Consider the following 16466-nt stretch of genomic DNA (forward strand, 5'->3'; position numbering starts at 1 on the left):
GAATCGTCGTCTGGTGGCGCAGATCCTTAAATCACGCCAGGAGTTGGAACTGCTGTTTGCACCGACGGCGGAGGTGGGGTTTGAGCTTATCGAAAAAGAGTGTGTCGATCTGATCCTGATGGATATCAATCTGCCAGGCATGAGTGGTGTTGAGGCGCTGCAGCTGTTGAAACAGAATCCGGAGACCGCAGCAATTCCGGTGGTGGCGCTCAGCGCCAACGCGATGCCCGCCGATATCGAAGCGGGTATCGAAGCGGGTATCGCCTCGGGTTTTGTTGAATATCTGACCAAGCCGGTCGATGTGAGCGTACTACTCAATAGCATCGACCGATCGCTCAGCGAGGTGAGCAGGCGTCACTAGAAAATGTGTGGTTGCTTTCATTCGGTCGGCTGCCTAGGGTAGCGAGATGAATGACTCAAACTTAAATGGTCGTCTTGCATCGGCCAGCTATCAGCTGGTTGAGACGCGTCTGCAGACCAAGCTCGACAACGGCATCACTCGCTGTGATCTCTGTCTCTGGCGCTGCAAGCTGAGCCACGGCCAACGCGGCTTTTGCCAGGCCCATGTGAACCGCAACGGCACCCTCTATAACCTCTCCTACGGCATCGTCTCCTCAATGGAGGTAGGGCCGATTGAAGATAAACCGGTCAAACACTATCGCCCCGGTAGCAAGGTGCTCTCGGTGGGTAGTTACGGCTGTAATTTCCGCTGTGGGGGTTGCCACAATCTGGAGATTTCGTGGGGCACCGAGGCGCTCGATGAACTGGCTCGTGGTGAGTCGAAAGCGGCCTATGTCACCCCGGATGAGCTGGTCGAGGCGGCGCTTCGTCAGGGGGTGGAGGGGATCGCCTTCACCTATTCGGAGCCGGCGGTCTGGCTCGAGTATCTGCTCGATGTCTCGGAAGCTGCTTACAGGGCAGGGCTCTATACCGTCTATGTGACCAACAGCTTTGTCACCGACGAGGCGTTGGAGCTGATGGCGCCGCAGGTCGATGTGGTCTGCTCCGATATCAAGAGTATGCGCGATGAGTTCTACCATCAGGTCTGCCCGGTCGGTAGTGTCTCCGAGGTGCTCGATTCGATCGAGAAGGCGCAGCGGCTCGGTATTCACGTTGAAACCCGCACCAACATCATCCCCGGTTATAACGATGGGCCTGAGGAGCTGCGACAGATCGCCGAGTGGATTCGTGATCATCTCGGCGCCGAGAGCCCCTGGCACATCACCCGCTTCTTCCCCGCCTACAAGCTGAGCGATGTTGAGGCGACCCCTGCGGAGACGCTATGGCAGGCACACGATATCGCGTGCGAGGTGGGACTCACCAACGTCTACGTCTACGACGATAAGGGGTGTGACTGTGCTGCTGAGAATCTGCCGGTGGAGGCGTTTCTGAATGCCGACGATGCACAGGTGCATGCGGTGAAGAAGTGCAGTGCCAGCTGTTGTGGCGATGATGGGGTACTGCTGAAACGCTACGAGGAGGAGCTACCGAGGTAGCTGTTCACGCTTAACACTCGGTAATACTCACCGCTAACCCGCCGAGTGAGGTCTCCTTGAATTTTTGCGACATCTCCAGTCCCGTCTCTCTCATCGCTGCAATACAGCTATCCAGCGGCATGAAGTGCTCACCTGTGCCGCGCAGGGCGAGCGATGCGGCGGTGTAGGCCTTGATGGCACCAAAGCCGTTACGTTCAATGCAGGGGACCTGCACCAGCCCGTTGACCGGATCGCAGGTCATGCCGAGGTGGTGTTCCAGTGCAATCTCCGCAGCGTTCTCGATCTGCTCGGGCGTGCCGCCGCGGATGGCGCAGAGGCTGGCCGCCGCCATGGCGGCGGCTGAACCGACCTCACCCTGACAACCGACCTCGGCACCGGAGATGGAGCTACGGTGTTTAATCAGGCCACCGATGGCGCTGGCGGTGAGCAGAAACTCGTGCACCTGTGCGGGCGTGCCGTTTTCATGCTGCATGAAGTAGTAGAGTACGGCGGGTATGACACCGGCGGCGCCGTTGGTAGGGGCCGTAACGACCATGTTCCCGGCGGCATTCTCCTCATTAACGGCCATGGCGTAGGCGCAGAGCCAGTCGTTAATGTTCGCATTGGCTGGACTCTCCTGTAGCTGCCGATAGAGGTCAGAGGCGCGGCGTTTGATGGCGAGCCCACCGGGTAGAGTCCCCTGGCTCGTCAATCCCCTTTCGATACAGGTGCACATCGATTGCCAGATCTCATCGATACCCTGATTTAGCTTCTGTTCCGACAGGTGTTGGCGCTCATTGATGCGTTTCATCGCAGCGATCGATTGGCCGCTCTCTTCGGCCATCTGCAGCATGCTCTTGGCGGAGTCGAAGGGGTAGGTGCATGTCTCTGATGGGGTCATTATTAGCGGTGCTTCCAGACCGCTGATCTCTTCAGGGGTGCTGATAAATCCACCGCCGATGGAGAAGAAGGTAGTCTTGGCGAGTCTCTCTCCCTGTGCGTTGAGCAGTTCGAAAATCATGCCGTTGGGGTGCTCGGGCAGGGGCTCACCCCTATCGAAGATGATGTCTGTGTGCGGTGCAAAGCCGACACTGTGACCGCTCTCCAGAACGATCTGCTTTCGCGCCCAAAGCTGTTTGATCAGCAGGTCGATGTTGGTGTTCAGCAGGTTCCTGGCCTGGTAACCGTGCAGGCCAAGGCTCACGGCACGGTCAGAGGCGTGGCCTCTGCCGGTGAAGGCAAGTGAACCCCTGAGGGTGCAGCGTAGCTGGGTATCTTCTGCGGTAGGGAGGGAGGGGATCAGCTGACTGATCTGCTCAATAAATCGTCCGGCCGCAACCATGGGGCCGAGAGTGTGCGAGCTGGATGGACCGATGCCGATTTTGAAAAGCTCGAGGACACTGATGAACATGCTCTGCCTCACGAAAGGTCGTGGCGTTACGATTAGGGACGCATCGCACCGCTGTGTAGATAGAGTAATAGTGGTTTTGGTTGAGATTGCCACGCAGCGTATGTGCTGACAACGGTACCGAGAGTGGGTGTTTCAGTGGCTGCTGGTACTTTGAAATGGGTTCTGAACGATAGGTACCGGAGTCATTTTTGACTCCGGTACCTTATGGACTGTCCCGATTGCCATACATCCCTGTGAGGCGCCTGACGGCTTGGTGCTATTCGGCGGGTGGGACGTAACCCTCAACCTTCATACCACCATCACCGAAGAGGTACTTCTCCATCTGCTCCTCAAGTAGCTTGCGGTGTTCGGGGTTGATCGGGGTGAGACGATTCTCGTTGATCAGCATGGTCTGCTGACTTAGCCACATCTGCCACGCCTCTTTGCAGATATTATCGAAGATCTTCTGGCCGAGATCGCCCGGATAGGGTGGCAGGTCGAGCCCCTCGGACTCTTTGCCCAGCTTCACACAGTTAACCATTCGACTCATTGCTGACTCCTTCGATGTTCTGTTGCAGCCTCTTTAACAGGCTTGTAACCGGTGCGGCCAATCCGCGTCGGTTGGGTTGCCGGCTGTTATACCAGAGTGCCTGAGCCGCTTCCATCAAGCCCCCGCTGCAGCTACGGGTATGAATCAGCAGCGGGGTGATCTCAAGATGGAAGTGACTGAAGGTGTGACGCAGCACCGGCCACGTTTCGATCTGCTCAACTTGGCAGTGGTAGTGCTTGCTGCACCATGCCTCGACCTCGTCTTCATCGGTGAGTTCGGGAAAGCTCCACAATCCGCCCCAGATGCCATTCGGTGGGCGTTGCAGTAGCAGTACCTCATCCGCTTCGTTGACGATCAGCGCCATACGCGTGGTACGGGTTGGGATGCTCTTTTTCGGCTTTGGTGAGGGGAGCTCGGTGGTGCGTCCTTCGAGATGGGCATGACAGTCGGAAACCAGTGGGCACTGCTCACAGTTGGGTTGACTACGGGTACAGCAGGTGGCACCCAGATCCATCATCGCCTGAGTGTAGTCGGCGACCCGCTTATTCGGGGTGTGAGTTTCAGCGTAGGCCCACAGCTGTTTTTGTACGCCACTCTTACCCGACCACCCCTCAACGGCGTGGTAACGGGCCAGGACCCGTTTAACGTTGCCATCGAGAATCGGATGGCGCTGATGCATCGAGAGGGCGAGGATCGCACCGGCAGTAGAGCGACCGATCCCGGGCAGGGCAGTAACCGCTTCGATATCATCGGGAAATTCGCCGGCGTGCTCATTAACGATCTGCTGGGCGCAGCGGTGCAGGTTGCGGGCGCGGGCGTAGTAACCAAGACCGGACCAGAGGTGCAGTACCTCATCAAGCTCTGCGGCTGCCAGTGAAACGAGATCGGGAAAGTGTTCGATAAAACGATCGAAGTAGGGGATGACGGTGACGACCTGGGTCTGCTGCAGCATGATCTCCGAGAGCCAGACCCGGTAGGGGTTCGGGTTCTGCTGCCACGGCAGATCCTTGCGCCCGTGCTGGTCGAACCAGTTCAGGACGCGATCGGCAAAGCGCTGTTTCGCCAAGGGGAGTCAGGGGCGTATCAGAAGAGGCCCTTGAGCCCCTTCTTCAGGCTATCTTCGAGGTTGTTCTTCAGCTTTTTCTTCGCCTTCTCTTCGACCTTCTTCACCTCTTGTTTAACCGCCTCCTTCGCCTTGCCTTCCAGTACAGAGGCGAGGTCGAGACCGTAGCTTGGATTGGTGAAGGTGCCGCTGACCTTGATCGGAATAGTGAGGCCCTTCAGATCCTTCAGGTCATCTCCACCCTGGCCACTGAGGCTGCTGACGATGGCGGTCTTGACCTGATAGTCGATCTTCTCGCTGTTGAGATCAGCCGTGCCCTTGCCGTTGATCCGTAGTAGCGGTGATTTGGCCAGCAGGTCGTTGTTGCGTACCAGGCCATTGGTGACTGTGGCGCTGCCGCTTAGCTCAGAGAAGTCGGTTTTGTTATCGGCAGCGGGCGGTACCGTCTGCCCCTTCAGCTTCGCCTTCGCCTCACGAATCATCTGTGCGATGTTGAGACCATTGATCGCACCGTCGGTAAAAGAGAAGTTGAGCTTGCCGTTGAGGCCCGCCTTGAAGGCGTCGATCGAGTTGCCACTGGTAGTCAACTGGGTGGCGAAGTCGGCCCTACCACTGAGGGTGTCGCTGTTGGCCATATCCTTGAGCAGGGGTTCGGCCTGTACACCGCTGAGCTTCTCGTTGATGGAGAGCTTCGGCTGTTTGCCGCGTACATCGACCTTGATGTCACCGTTGTAGCTCCCCTCATACATACGCGCTGATGCGGGATGCATGCGCACCAGTCCATCTTTGGCCGAGAGGGTGAGGGTGACATCGCGGCTGTTGAGTCCGAACGCCTTGAGCTGCTTCACCTTGAGAGTGCCGTTGATGTTGAGATCACGCAGGGTATCGATCGGCAACAGTGGTTGGCTGGTGTCGGCAGGCGCCGACTCCTTCTTTGTCTCCTCTTCAGATTTGGGAGGCAGGTAACGGTCAGCATCGATGGTGTCGATATCGACATTGAAACGGATTGCAGGCTTGGCGAAGTTGTTGAGGTTTAGTGTCGCCCTGGCAGTGGTTTCATCAAGGGTGAGAGTGGTCTTGCTCAGTGCAATGGAGTCTTTGCCGCTCTTGATGGTGGTCTGCAGGGCGATCTTCTCCAGCACCGCCGGGTCGGAGGTCTCGGGGAGCGCCATGCCGATGCGATCGAAGGTTTTACGCAGGCTAAAGGGTGCGATCTTCAGACTGCCGTTGATCGCTGGTGCATCGACGATCTTGGTGCCGTTGAAGCTGCCGTTGAGGGCGATGCCTGCAGCGTTGAGCTGTAGCTTCGGCAGCTTGAGGGTCTGCTTGCCGAGATCGACGGCGAACTGGGTGTCGATGTCACTGCCGTCGAGCCCTGCTGTTTTGAAACCTTCAGGCAGTGATTCGGCCACGATGGTCAACAGCGGTCCCGCCTTTTTAAGGCTTGCCTTGAGGCTACCCTTGAGGGCCGGGTTATCGATGATCTGGCTGCCGTTGATCTGTGTATCGAGATCGAGTGCGGCAGAGGTGAACTTGAGCTTCGGCAGGGAGAGGGTCTGTTTGCCCAGATCGACCGCAAAGTCAGTATCAAACTTCGTCTGGTTGAAGGCGCTGGCATCGAAACCCTCAGGTAGTGACGCCTTGAAGGGTGCGAGCAGCTGTACCGCCTCGGCGATCTCTCCCTTCAGGCTGCCCGAGAGCTGCGGTTTATCCATAATCTGCTTGCCGTCGAGATTGCCCTCGATCTCAACACCGTTAAGTGCCAGGGTGAGGCCGCCGATTTTGAGCAGCTGTTGTGCCTGATCGATGCTGATGTCGGCCTTGAGGCTGCTCTGCAACTTTCCGCCCGGAACCAGTGGTGTGTTGAGATTGCTGGTCTGTTCAAACTGCTTAATGCTGTAACGTTGCTGTTCGACATCAATTGAGATCTCACCCTTGAGAGCGATATGACCCTTCATCTCGGGCTGGCTGCTATCGAGATCGAAGCTCATGGAGAGATCAAACGGCGTACCGGGGCGCAGCTCGCCACTCTCTAGTTCGAGTTTGCTAATGGCGATGCGCTGCTGCTGGCTCTGGTCGTCCCAGACGATATGGGCGTCGCTGATCGCCACACCACCGATGGCGAGAGAGGCGAGTTTGGGTGCATCACCCTTGTCGTCGGTTTTCTCTTCGGCTTTTGGGCTACCGGCAAGATCGTCCCAGTTGCTCTTGCCGTTTTTATCACGGCTCAGGGTTAGCTGCAGGCCGTTGAGTTTGACGGTATCCATCTCCAGCTCTTTTTTCAGCAGCGGCAGCAGTTTGACTCGTACCTCAGTGCTCTCAATTCGTGCAAAGGGTGCGCTGCCAAAACCGGCCGCGTTGCTCAGCTGGGTGGCACCCAGCTCAAGCCCCAGCCAGGGGAACAGAGAGAGACCGATATCACCCTCTATCGCCAGTTCGCGACCGGTCTGCTTCTTCACCGCTTCGGCGATCTCGCTCTTGTAGTCGTTGGGGTCGACCAGCACGGTGACGGCGATGGCCGCGATCACCACCAGTGCAACCAACGTGGTGAGGAGAATGGAGATGAGCTTAAAGAGCTTCTTCATGGCTGAGAATCCTTAATCTTGTGTGAGCCGTTTGGGTCCCTGTGAGAATGATAATACAGCCTGCTGCGACTGCCATCTCTGCCATTATATGGCCCTTCTTTGATATTTTGATATTTATCAATTATCCATTTCTTCTGTGGGGGTAAGATGCGCCCAGGTGAAGTTTTGAAGCGACGGATCCGTGACGTCTATTTAAGGATATGAGAGGTAAGCATGGCTATTGAGCTCTATAACGATGGGAACCATAAATGCATCGCCTATGAAGACCTGGTGGTGTGCGATAAGGAGAGGGATGCTGCAGCGGCGGGTAGTCGTCAGGTCAACTCCTGTGAGAGTGTGCAGTCGAATCAGTTTTTGATCGTCAATGATGGTCACGCGGCGGTGATCGATCCGGGTGGCAATCTCACCTATACCCGCCTCTTTATGGCGATCAGCGACCATGTGGTGGTGAAGAATCTCGATTATGTGATCGCCTCACATCAGGATCCCGATATTGTCGCTTCACTTAACAAGTGGCTGGTTGGAACCCACTGCAAGGTGATTGTCCCGGAGCTGTGGGCGCGGTTTGTACCGCACTTCTGCACCCCTGGAAATACCATCGGTCGCATTATTGGGATTCCAGATGAGGGGATGGATATTCAAATCGGAAATGGCGTGATCAAGGCGTTGCCAGCGCACTTCCTCCACTCTGAGGGAAACTTCCACTTCTATGACCCGGTCAGCAAGATTCTCTTCTCCGGTGATGTTGGCACCTCTGCGGTGGAGAGTGAGAAGCTTGCGATTCCAGTGCAGGACTTTGATGCCCATATTCCCAACATGATTGGCTTCCATCAGCGATATATGAATAGCAACAAGGTATGCCGTCTCTGGGCCAATATGATCCGCACCCTCGATGTTGAGGCAATTATCCCGCAGCATGGCCCCGGTTTTAAGGGCAAGGAGATGGTCGGAAAATTTCTCAACTGGTTTGAATATCTCGAGTGTGGTGTCGACCTGCTCGATCAGACCCACTTCCGCGTGCCGGGTCTCAACGCAGCCTGAATGGTTGTTTTCACCCGGTCCTGTCAGGGCCGGGTCTCCCCTTCCACACGACTGTTCTTATCCCGTCCTTGTTCGTTGTGGTGATATTGCCGCTGGCGAGGTGCGGTTCTTAACCTCCTGAATTTCTGCGGTTTGTGACATATCGCAAATAGGCTTAGTCTTAAGAGCGAGGATATGTATTCGGATCGTATTGATCGCAGTGAAGGGGTCGAATGATGTCAGATAACGAGCAGGATATTTCAGTGATCGGCTCCAGTTGTCCGGTACCGCTGATCAAGCTCTCCCAGGCGGTGGCAGAGATGGCGCAGGGTGAGACGCTGACTATTACAGGAGATGACCCGATATTTGAGGTCGGGGTTAGGGATTTCTGTGAGGCGAATGGGCATGAGATCCTCGATGTAAAGGTGCATGCCGGTGGCCGGATTGAGATCCATATCAAGGTCTGAGCGGGGTGCGGCATGTCCAATAGTGAACAACAGCTGAATTCTAAACAGACGCCAAAGCGCAGCACGATCATGCTGGTAAGTGGTGATCTCGATAAGGCACTGCTCGCCTTTGAGATTGCCACCGGTCAGGCGGCGATGGGCATGGAGGTGACGATGTGGTTTACCCTCTATGGCGTCAACTGTCTGAAAAAACCACGCTCAATCTTTTCGCTGTCGAAGTGGTTGCCGAAGCAGAGTGGTGATAGCAAAGGGCATAAGGCCAAAACAGACCACTTTCTGCAGCATCTGCTGCGTCTGCTCAACCGAGATGGCGCGAATCGAATCCCACTCTCACAGCTCAATCTTTTTGGTGTTGGACCATGGGTGCTCGGCAAGATCATGCAGCGCAAAGGTATGGCGCCGCTTGAGGATCTGATTCGCTATGCCGAGGAGTTGGGAATCCGTTTCCGCGTCTGTCAGATCTGTGTCGATGCCCTGGCCCTCCATATGGAAGATGAGCTGGTGGTTGAAGCCGAGGCGCTGGGTGTCAGCAGCTATACCATCGATACCAATAACGCACACTACAATGCTGTTATCTAAGCGCAGGCGCTGCTGATGGGCGCAGCCCCTAACGAGGAACTGGCAAGACTAAAGGAGCAAGTCGCACTACAGGAAAAGGAGATCGCTCTGCTGCTCGATGTCTCGCGGCAGATCGTCACACTGCTCGACATTGAGCAGGTGTTATCACTGGTCGCTGACCGGGCCATGGAGCTGATCCAGGCGGAGAGCCTGCTGATCCCCATCATCAATAAAACCACCACCCACTATCTCTACCAGGCGACCAGCGGCAAGAATGCTGATCTGATCAAGGGGCAGCAGTTTCCAATCCATGTTGGTATGTGCGGCTGGGTCTTAACCCATGAGCGACCGCTGATGTTCGGTCGTGACTACCCCTGGGAGATGGATGAGAAGACACGTTGGGAGGAGGGCAAGGAGTCGGCACTGTTGGTACCGCTGATCGCACGTGGACGGATTATCGGTGGTCTCTCGGGCATCGGTCGTGCGGGTGGTGGCAGCTTTACCCAGCGTGACCTTGAACTGCTGATGCTGTTTGCCAATCAGGTCAGTGTTGCGATCGAGAATGCCCAGGTGTTCCGCGAATTGGAGACGGAGAAGGAGATGGCGGAGATCACCCTTCACTCGATCGCCGATGGGGTGATCCGTACCGATGCCAGGGGGATAGTTCAGTACCTTAATCCAGTGGCCGAGTTTCTGACGGGGTGGAAACGAAACAGTGCTGTTGGCCAGCACGCCGATCAGCTGTTGCCACCGATGATTAGTGAGGAGCGCGCGGTATCGTCGGTGGTAACGCGCTGTCTCGAGAATAGAGAGACAGTGGTTGAGAGTGACTATGAGTTTCTGCCTAAAGGGCTCGAGGAGCGGCTGATTGTGCAGCTGTCGGCCTCGCCGTTGCATAGTAGTGACGCTGAGTTGAGCGGTACCGTTTTGATCTTCCGTGATATTACCCAGGCGCAGGAGATCGCCACCACCATGGCCTACCAGGCGAGTCATGATGCGTTGACTGGACTCTTTAATCGAGCAGTGTTCGAGGAGCGGCTCGAGCAGCTGATCAGCGAGTCGCGAGAGAACGATGCGGAACACACGCTACTCTATCTCGATCTCGACCAGTTCAAGATCGTTAACGATACCTGCGGACATCTGGCGGGCGATGAACTGTTGCGTCAGATCAGTGGCGAGATGAAAGAACAGCTACGCCACGATGACCTGTTGGCGAGGCTGGGTGGTGATGAGTTTGGTCTGTTGCTGGCCCATTGTGATGAGCAGTGTGGTGCACGCATTGCCGAGACGCTTAAGGACGCGATCAGTGATTTCCGCTTTGTCTGGAAGGAGAAGAGCTTCTTTATAGGGGTGAGTATCGGTGTGGTGCCCATTACGCGTCACGCTGGCAACTACACCTCGCTGCTGGTGGCTGCCGATCGCGCCTGTTACGCCGCCAAGGATCGAGGCAGAAACCGTATTCATCTCTATCGTGAGGAGGATGTCGATCTGAATCGACGCCACGGTGAGATGGAGTGGGTGCACCAGATCAGCCAGGCGATGATGGAGGATCGTTTTGTCCTCTTTGCCCAACCGATCCGCCCCCTACAGGCACAAGATCAGAAGGCGCGGCATGAGCTGCTGCTACGAATCCGTTCTGAGAGTGGCGAGCTGACACCGCCGGGCGCGTTCATTCCCGCCGCTGAGCGCTACGACAAGATGACCGAGATCGATCGCTGGGTGGTGGCGACAGCGATCTCAAAGATTGGCTCTTCGCTTGTGCGTCAGTCGCAGGGGTGTGTCTCGATCAACATCTCCGGTCAGTCGCTTGGTGATGGTGCCTTTCTCGATTTCGTCGTGGATGAGATCCACGCCAAAAAGGTCGATACCGAACTGGTCTGCTTTGAGATTACTGAGACAGCGGCAATTAGCGATTTCACCAATGCGCTCAAGTTTATCAATACGCTAAAGGGGTATGGCTGTAAGTTTGCACTGGATGACTTTGGCAGCGGTCTCTCCTCGTTTGGTTATCTAAAGAACCTGCCGATCGATTTCATTAAGATCGATGGCATGTTTGTTAAGGATATCCTCGATGACCCGGTCGATTTGGTGCTGGTCGAGGCGATCACCAAAGTGGCGCATGAGATCGGTGTGCCGACCATTGCAGAGTTTGTCGAGAATGAGGCGATTGAACAGAAGTTGAAGCAGATCGGTGTCGATTACGCACAGGGATACCATATTGGCTACCCAGAGCCGTGGGAGCTCGATTAGTTATAGTTCTCTTGTGGTCTCAGATTGGCCCCAATAGTGCGCATGTTCTGCGCTCCTCTGGCTGCAAATCACACTAAGTGGATGTAGACTTCCGCTGACCGCCATGGATAGCGAAGCGAAGGCGGTTAGTCCGCGATAGTCGACGCCGTCTGCCTATTCGTAGTTGAGAGCGAGAGCGAACGACGATCACCGCGTTTGTACTGAGGATTAACAGTACCCTCTCTCTATCTATCAAGGAGTTTCGAATTGTCTCTCGATGCTGTCTATATTACTGCGGGTCCCGATGTCGTATTTGAGGAGTTTGATGGCGACCTGGTAGTGCTCAACCTAACCACGGGGCGCTATTTTGGCTTCAATCAGGCGGCGGGCGTGATCTGGCGAGCAATGATGGAGAGCGCAACGCCGAATGAGATTTTGGCGAGTGTGGCAGAGCATCCCGTACTAAATGCAGAGGTGATGGGTGGTTTTGTTAACCGTCTGGTCGAGTTTGAGTTGTTGGTTGTCGACCCTGATGGCACATCTCGTACGCTCGAGTCAGAGACGGTTGAGCTGTTGGTGGCAGTAGCAGAGGTGCCTACGGTTGAGTCCTATGATGATCTGGCTGACCTGATGGTGGTTGATCCCATTCACGATACCGACCAGGCAGTAGGCTGGCCTCAGACAAAACAGGATGGTTAAGGGTAGGAGAGTGGCAGGTAGCCCGGTCTGATGGAGATCTCTCAGCCGCTGGTCTCAACCAGTACACTGCTCGAATTCTTCGATTCACTCTTTGTTTACTTCGATGATGTTTTCGAGGCTGCGCCTTTCAGCGTAGAACGAAAGATTGCTGGAGAACGGTTCGACTGCCGTTTCTACGATAATCACTACGCTGAGCTTGCAGAGACCGCGCTCTCTGACGCCAACCAAAGCGCTACTGAGGGCCGGTGTTCAATATTGGTGGCGCATGCGGGGGTTGAGAATGTGCCGCTGCCGCCTGTGTGGAGTGAACAAGAATTTCGTGAGCGTGAGATTGAAGCGAAGTTCTCATCGTCGCGATATCGCTTCCACTATTTTCATCCCAAGTCCTTCTGGCAGATTTATGACCGCGATACACAGCGCGGTGTTCAGTTGATGTTACGACCGGATCTCTATCCCGACTGGGACCCTGGCTCCCCACTGCGCAATTTTTTGCACTGGCACTTTGCGGCAAAAGGGATGGCGTTGATTCACTCAGGCACTCTGGCCGAAGAGGGGATAGGGGTTCTGTTGGCGGGAGCAGGTGGTTCTGGCAAGTCTGGCACTGTGATTGCCGGATTGATGCAAGGGATGCAGAGTGTGGGCGATGATTATGTGCTGGCCGAGTGTGGCGAGCAGGTGAGAGCACATGCGCTGTTGACTACCTTGAAGCAGGATCCGGATGGCTATTCGCGTTTAAGCCTCGCTGATCGTTTACCAAATGATATTCCGCTGAATTGGCAGGGCAAGCATCAGTTTAATCTCGCGGATGTGAGTGATATCGACCAACAGGCAAGTATCGAGATCAAGGCGCTCTGCCTACCGAAGGTGGTCGGTGCTGAGATGACGACCATAAGGCCAGCCAGTCGCAAGGAGGCATTTCTATCGCTAGCACCTTCAGGAGTGACACAGATGCCGGGGGATCGGGATATTGGTTTTGCTTTCTGTGGTGAGTTGATTCGGCGTTTGCCCTGCTACGTGATTGAGCTGGGTTGTGACCCTGTTGAAGTGATCGCTACATTAAAGGCGCATATCGGGACATTGAATTGATGAAAGTGACTGTTATAATTCCGGCCTACAATCGGGCAGATTTTCTTGAATATTCGATAACATCACTGCTGCGCCAACGAGATGTCGTCGATCTTGATCTGCTGGTGGTTGATGACGGTTCGACAGATGAGACACCGCAACTGATGGGGCGTCTGATGGCGGAGGAGCCCGCGCTGCGTTACCTGCGGCAGGAGAATGGTGGTGTGGCGAAGGCGCGTAATTGCGGATTGGATAATCTGCTGCCCGAGACGGAGTTGGTAACGTTTCTCGATTCCGACGATATATCTCCACTGGGACGTTTCGCTGCAGATCTTCCACTATTCGATGAGGATCCAACGCTCGATATCACATACGGTCGCCTGCTCTATGTTGAGCGTCTTGATCGGGATGCATTGGAACCAGCAGCCGATGCTCGAAGTGTCGATATCAGGGGGATTCAGCTGGCGTGCATAATAATCCGTCGCAGTTTTCTAGAGCGTGTGGGGCACTTTGATGAGGAGTTTGTGCAGGCCGAAGATACAGATTTCCTGCTCAGAGTTTTTGAGTCGGCACCCAACTATAAGATTACTGACACTAGCTGTGTCTACTATCTGCGTCATCCGGGTAATATCACAAAACGAATCGATGAGGGTCGGCGCTTTTTTATGCGTGCGCTACATAAATCGGTTCTGCGACGTAAGGCGGACCCGAGCATTAAATCGGTCGGGGCGATATTCGAAAATCAGAATCCTGAGCGGTTGGAGTTTTACTGATGTTTGAGTATGCCGTTGTTATCCCAGCCTACAATGCGTCACGCACCCTGGAGGAGGCGCTTGAGTCGGTTTTTTCACAGAGTGTGCCTCCCGCTGAGGTGGTCGTTGTCGATGATGGCTCTACCGATGATACGGCTGCACGGGCGCGGGCTTTCGATTCGCGTGTGACGGTGCTTGAGCAGCAGAATAGTGGGCCCGGTAATGCCACTTCGAACGGGGTAAGGGCTACGAGCTCTCCTGTCATCGCGACGCTCGATGCCGATGACCTCTGGTTGAAGGAGAAGATGGCGTTGCAGCTCGCCGAGCTAGAAGGTGAGCGGACATTATCGGGACTCTTCTGCAAGCAGCGGGTTTTTCGTCATGGTGACAATGACCGTAGTGGTGGGCGGATTCAATCTGGATTGAATCGGAGCTGTCTGGTGATCTATCGAGAAGTGTTTGATTCGGTAGGCGATATTATCGATCCGCCGGGAGGTTGTGGTGAGATGATCGATTGGCTCGGGCGTGTGCGTGAGGCGGGCTATCAGCTAAAGGAGCTCGATCAGATACTTGCACTGCGCCGTGCCATCCCCGGAAGCATGACCAGTCAGCGTGATGCAGAAAAGAACAGGGGTTATCTCCACGTGGCGCGCCAGGCGATGCTGCGTCGCCGCCAACAAGAACAGGGTAATAGTTAGTCGAACCGATGTCGTTCTGTTTCCGATGTTTTCCAAAAATGAGTTGGGCGTGGCCTCAGGGTGATCACGATCAGCTTCTGTTTTGCGCCGTCTCTCCTGATCGTGATGTGGCGTTGGAACAGTTTTCGCGCTGGTTATCGAGAAACAATATCGATGATCTGACATTTCGTGAACACCGCTTACTGGCAGCCATTGCCGAACGATTTGGCAAATCATTGGCGCACCATAGCGAATATCCACGCTTAGCAGGTCTGCAGCGCATGCTCTGGACCAAGTCACGCATGGCAATCAACGAGTCGTTGCCGATGTTGCGCAGATTGGTCGAAGTTGGCATTGATGTGATGCTGATCAAGGGCGCGGCCAGGATTGCACTGAATGAGTCCGACCAGAAGGCGCGCGTGGCGCACGACATCGACATCCTGATCCGATATGAAGATTTTCAGCGAGCAATAGAGTTGCTGGTTGAAAATGGCTGGAGGTATGACTCGGGGGAGACGCTGCTCTCTCTGAAGAGTCGCCTTTCTGCGATACGAGGTATTAACCTCTTCAAAGGAAGGCTAGGTGATATCGATCTTCATCAGGCGGCCTTCAAACTCAACGAACCACTTCGTGATGGCACGCAGGGGTTGTGGGGGCGTGCAGAGAAGGCGAACTTTTTCGGCCTTGAGCTGTTTGTTCCCTCGGTTGAGGATCGCATGGTGCTCGCCATTTCACATGGTGGGGTGGATGGGCACTCCCACAGCGATTGGTTGGTCGATTGCGCATTGGCCGCCTCGGATGAGGCGTTTAACTGGCAGCGCTTTGTCGAGATTGTTGTTGAACAGCAGATTGTCGTGCCGAGTCGAATTGCCCTGGGTTATCTGCAGCAGCGACTTGGTGTTGTGATTCCGGATTTCGTCATTGACGCGTTGGAAAAGGCTGATCGCCAGAGTCTATCTGGTCGGTGGACTGAACTTGTTCTGGCTAAGCCGATGACGGATGTATCGTTGCCTGGTTGGGTGCTTCTCCCCTTAATTAAAATTCTGCGTATACGTTATGAGCGGCGTGGCAGACGTTCCGAGTCGCAGGTTGTTAAGGTGTTGCGCGGTCGTGTCCAACGGAAAGGTGGTGTCAATCCTGAAGGTGAACCAGCACTTCGTAGTTGCATTGAGACGGAGCATGTAGAGGCAGCCGGTGCTTATCTTTGCAAAATCGAAATGACGGTATCGCTGCCAGCGGTCAACCGGCGGCTTGAGTTCGAGTTAAATAGTGAGACACGCCATATAGCAAGACTGCGAGCCCGCACGGTTAGTCGTGCACCCGGTATCGCCATAATCTCTTTTGAAGGTGAGTTGGGCCTGTTGTCAGAGGATGTAGTGCTGTGGGTAGAGTCGAGACCGGTCAGCCAGAGTCGCACTAAAACGAAGGGTTTGCAGCAGGAAAAATATGAAGCGCTTCCGTTTGTACTCAATAGCGCGCAGCTGACCAGGATTTAATCAGCGCTACTATTTCACGCGCTCGGCGACAGTACGTTATCACCCTCGTGCAGTAATGAGATTGGAGCGGGTGATGGGAATCGAACCCACGTGATCAGCTTGGGAAGCTGAAGTTCTACCATTGAACTACACCCGCAATCAGGCCGTGATAGTTGCACTTGTCCCCATTTCAGTCAATCGGTCAGAGCGTGTAACTCAATAGACGCTCTCTGAGTGATGATTGATCTGCATCAATGCCATCCCAGGTAGTCCCCACTGAAAATAAAGGTGCTCAGAAGCAGGATTTTCCAATACATTGATAGATAGAATAATACACCCAATGAAAAAGTCCCGTTACAGTCAGTCCCAGATCATCAGCATCCTCAAGGAAGCAGAAAATGGCGTGCCGGTCGCCGAGTTGTGCCGAAAGCACGGCATGAGTGATGCGAGTTTTTACAATT

At 54.9% G+C, this 16466-nt stretch carries 16 protein-coding genes and 1 tRNA gene; 12 read left to right on the plus strand and 5 right to left on the minus strand.

Translation table 11 applies throughout. The features are described 5' to 3' along the window. The first annotated feature begins 13 nt into the window (after positions 1 to 13). Together BOW52_RS14525 and amrS are read left to right on the plus strand one after the other, a co-directional pair. The gene (locus BOW52_RS14525; protein WP_172840368.1) at positions 14 to 361 is read left to right on the plus strand and encodes a response regulator; all 348 of its coding nucleotides are present in this window, start codon (positions 14 to 16) and stop codon (positions 359 to 361) included. A gap of 46 nt (positions 362 to 407) precedes the next feature. Beyond that, entirely contained in the window at positions 408 to 1496 is a 1089-nt protein-coding gene (amrS, locus tag BOW52_RS14530; RefSeq protein ID WP_078484806.1) for an AmmeMemoRadiSam system radical SAM enzyme, read from the plus strand. Between the two features lie 10 nt (positions 1497 to 1506). Here amrS and BOW52_RS14535 read toward each other — a convergent pair whose 3' ends face one another. From BOW52_RS14535 to BOW52_RS14550, 4 genes are all read right to left on the minus strand, one after another. Beyond that, positions 1507 to 2886, minus strand: a complete 1380-nt coding sequence (locus tag BOW52_RS14535) for an L-serine ammonia-lyase (protein WP_078484807.1) — start codon at positions 2884 to 2886, stop codon at positions 1507 to 1509. 256 nt (positions 2887 to 3142) lie between these two features. Further along, positions 3143 to 3415, minus strand: a complete 273-nt coding sequence (locus BOW52_RS14540; protein ID WP_078484808.1) for an oxidative damage protection protein — start codon at positions 3413 to 3415, stop codon at positions 3143 to 3145. Further along, positions 3399 to 4481 (minus strand): A/G-specific adenine glycosylase, encoded by a 1083-nt coding sequence (mutY, locus tag BOW52_RS14545; RefSeq protein WP_078484809.1) that lies wholly within the window; start codon positions 4479 to 4481, stop codon positions 3399 to 3401. Before mutY ends, BOW52_RS14540 begins: the two co-directional genes overlap by 17 nt. Before the next feature lie 17 nt (positions 4482 to 4498). Continuing rightward, entirely contained in the window at positions 4499 to 7063 is a 2565-nt protein-coding gene (locus BOW52_RS14550; protein WP_078484810.1) for an AsmA family protein, read from the minus strand. A 213-nt stretch (positions 7064 to 7276) separates the two neighbouring features. On the opposite strand from BOW52_RS14550, the gene BOW52_RS14555 reads away from it, so the two are divergent. The 9 genes from BOW52_RS14555 to BOW52_RS14595 all read left to right on the plus strand — a co-directional run bounded on the left by BOW52_RS14555 (position 7277) and on the right by BOW52_RS14595 (position 16026). Further along, complete coding sequence (locus BOW52_RS14555) at positions 7277 to 8104, plus strand: oxygen-binding di-iron domain-containing protein (protein WP_078484811.1); 828 nt, start codon at positions 7277 to 7279, stop codon at positions 8102 to 8104. A gap of 212 nt (positions 8105 to 8316) precedes the next feature. Beyond that, positions 8317 to 8550, plus strand: coding sequence for a sulfurtransferase TusA family protein (locus BOW52_RS14560; RefSeq protein WP_078484812.1), 234 nt, complete (start codon positions 8317 to 8319; stop codon positions 8548 to 8550). A gap of 12 nt (positions 8551 to 8562) precedes the next feature. Continuing rightward, positions 8563 to 9129: a DsrE/DsrF/DrsH-like family protein gene (locus BOW52_RS14565; RefSeq protein WP_078484813.1), complete on the plus strand. Its 567-nt coding sequence runs from the start codon at positions 8563 to 8565 to the stop codon at positions 9127 to 9129. A 15-nt stretch (positions 9130 to 9144) separates the two neighbouring features. Beyond that, entirely contained in the window at positions 9145 to 11358 is a 2214-nt protein-coding gene (locus BOW52_RS14570) for an EAL domain-containing protein (RefSeq protein WP_078484814.1), read from the plus strand. Between the two features lie 246 nt (positions 11359 to 11604). Beyond that, positions 11605 to 12036, plus strand: a complete 432-nt coding sequence (locus BOW52_RS14575) for a PqqD family protein (protein ID WP_078484815.1) — start codon at positions 11605 to 11607, stop codon at positions 12034 to 12036. A 30-nt stretch (positions 12037 to 12066) separates the two neighbouring features. Beyond that, the gene (locus tag BOW52_RS14580) at positions 12067 to 13122 is read left to right on the plus strand and encodes a hypothetical protein (protein WP_078484816.1); all 1056 of its coding nucleotides are present in this window, start codon (positions 12067 to 12069) and stop codon (positions 13120 to 13122) included. Continuing rightward, positions 13122 to 13874 carry a glycosyltransferase family 2 protein gene (locus BOW52_RS14585; RefSeq protein WP_078484817.1) on the plus strand — a complete coding sequence of 251 codons (753 nt, stop codon included), beginning with the start codon at positions 13122 to 13124 and terminating at the stop codon, positions 13872 to 13874. The genes BOW52_RS14580 and BOW52_RS14585 overlap by 1 nt, the downstream gene beginning before the upstream one ends. Then, positions 13874 to 14551: a glycosyltransferase family 2 protein gene (locus BOW52_RS14590; protein ID WP_078484818.1), complete on the plus strand. Its 678-nt coding sequence runs from the start codon at positions 13874 to 13876 to the stop codon at positions 14549 to 14551. Before BOW52_RS14585 ends, BOW52_RS14590 begins: the two co-directional genes overlap by 1 nt. Before the next feature lie 38 nt (positions 14552 to 14589). After that, positions 14590 to 16026 (plus strand): nucleotidyltransferase family protein, encoded by a 1437-nt coding sequence (locus tag BOW52_RS14595; RefSeq protein WP_172840369.1) that lies wholly within the window; start codon positions 14590 to 14592, stop codon positions 16024 to 16026. 62 nt (positions 16027 to 16088) lie between these two features. Here the strand turns inward: BOW52_RS14595 and BOW52_RS14600 are convergent. Beyond that, positions 16089 to 16162: transfer RNA gene (locus BOW52_RS14600), tRNA-Gly, on the minus strand. 183 nt (positions 16163 to 16345) lie between these two features. On the opposite strand from BOW52_RS14600, the gene BOW52_RS14605 reads away from it, so the two are divergent. Next, the coding region (locus tag BOW52_RS14605) for a transposase (protein ID WP_153043214.1) at positions 16346 to 16466 on the plus strand (121 nt) is incomplete at its 3' end.

Source organism: Solemya pervernicosa gill symbiont, assembly GCF_002020875.1.
GTDB lineage: Bacteria > Pseudomonadota > Gammaproteobacteria.

Coding starts and splice junctions, on each gene's coding strand:
- amrS (WP_078484806.1), top strand. CDS start 408: ATGAATGACTCAAACTTAAATGGTCGTCTTGCATCGGCCAGCTATCAG.
- BOW52_RS14535 (WP_078484807.1), bottom strand. CDS start 2,886: ATGTTCATCAGTGTCCTCGAGCTTTTCAAAATCGGCATCGGTCCATCC.
- BOW52_RS14540 (WP_078484808.1), bottom strand. CDS start 3,415: ATGAGTCGAATGGTTAACTGTGTGAAGCTGGGCAAAGAGTCCGAGGGG.
- BOW52_RS14550 (WP_078484810.1), bottom strand. CDS start 7,063: ATGAAGAAGCTCTTTAAGCTCATCTCCATTCTCCTCACCACGTTGGTT.
- BOW52_RS14555 (WP_078484811.1), top strand. CDS start 7,277: ATGGCTATTGAGCTCTATAACGATGGGAACCATAAATGCATCGCCTAT.
- BOW52_RS14560 (WP_078484812.1), top strand. CDS start 8,317: ATGATGTCAGATAACGAGCAGGATATTTCAGTGATCGGCTCCAGTTGT.
- BOW52_RS14565 (WP_078484813.1), top strand. CDS start 8,563: ATGTCCAATAGTGAACAACAGCTGAATTCTAAACAGACGCCAAAGCGC.
- BOW52_RS14570 (WP_078484814.1), top strand. CDS start 9,145: ATGGGCGCAGCCCCTAACGAGGAACTGGCAAGACTAAAGGAGCAAGTC.
- BOW52_RS14580 (WP_078484816.1), top strand. CDS start 12,067: ATGGAGATCTCTCAGCCGCTGGTCTCAACCAGTACACTGCTCGAATTC.
- BOW52_RS14585 (WP_078484817.1), top strand. CDS start 13,122: ATGAAAGTGACTGTTATAATTCCGGCCTACAATCGGGCAGATTTTCTT.
- BOW52_RS14590 (WP_078484818.1), top strand. CDS start 13,874: ATGTTTGAGTATGCCGTTGTTATCCCAGCCTACAATGCGTCACGCACC.
- BOW52_RS14595 (WP_172840369.1), top strand. CDS start 14,590: ATGAGTTGGGCGTGGCCTCAGGGTGATCACGATCAGCTTCTGTTTTGC.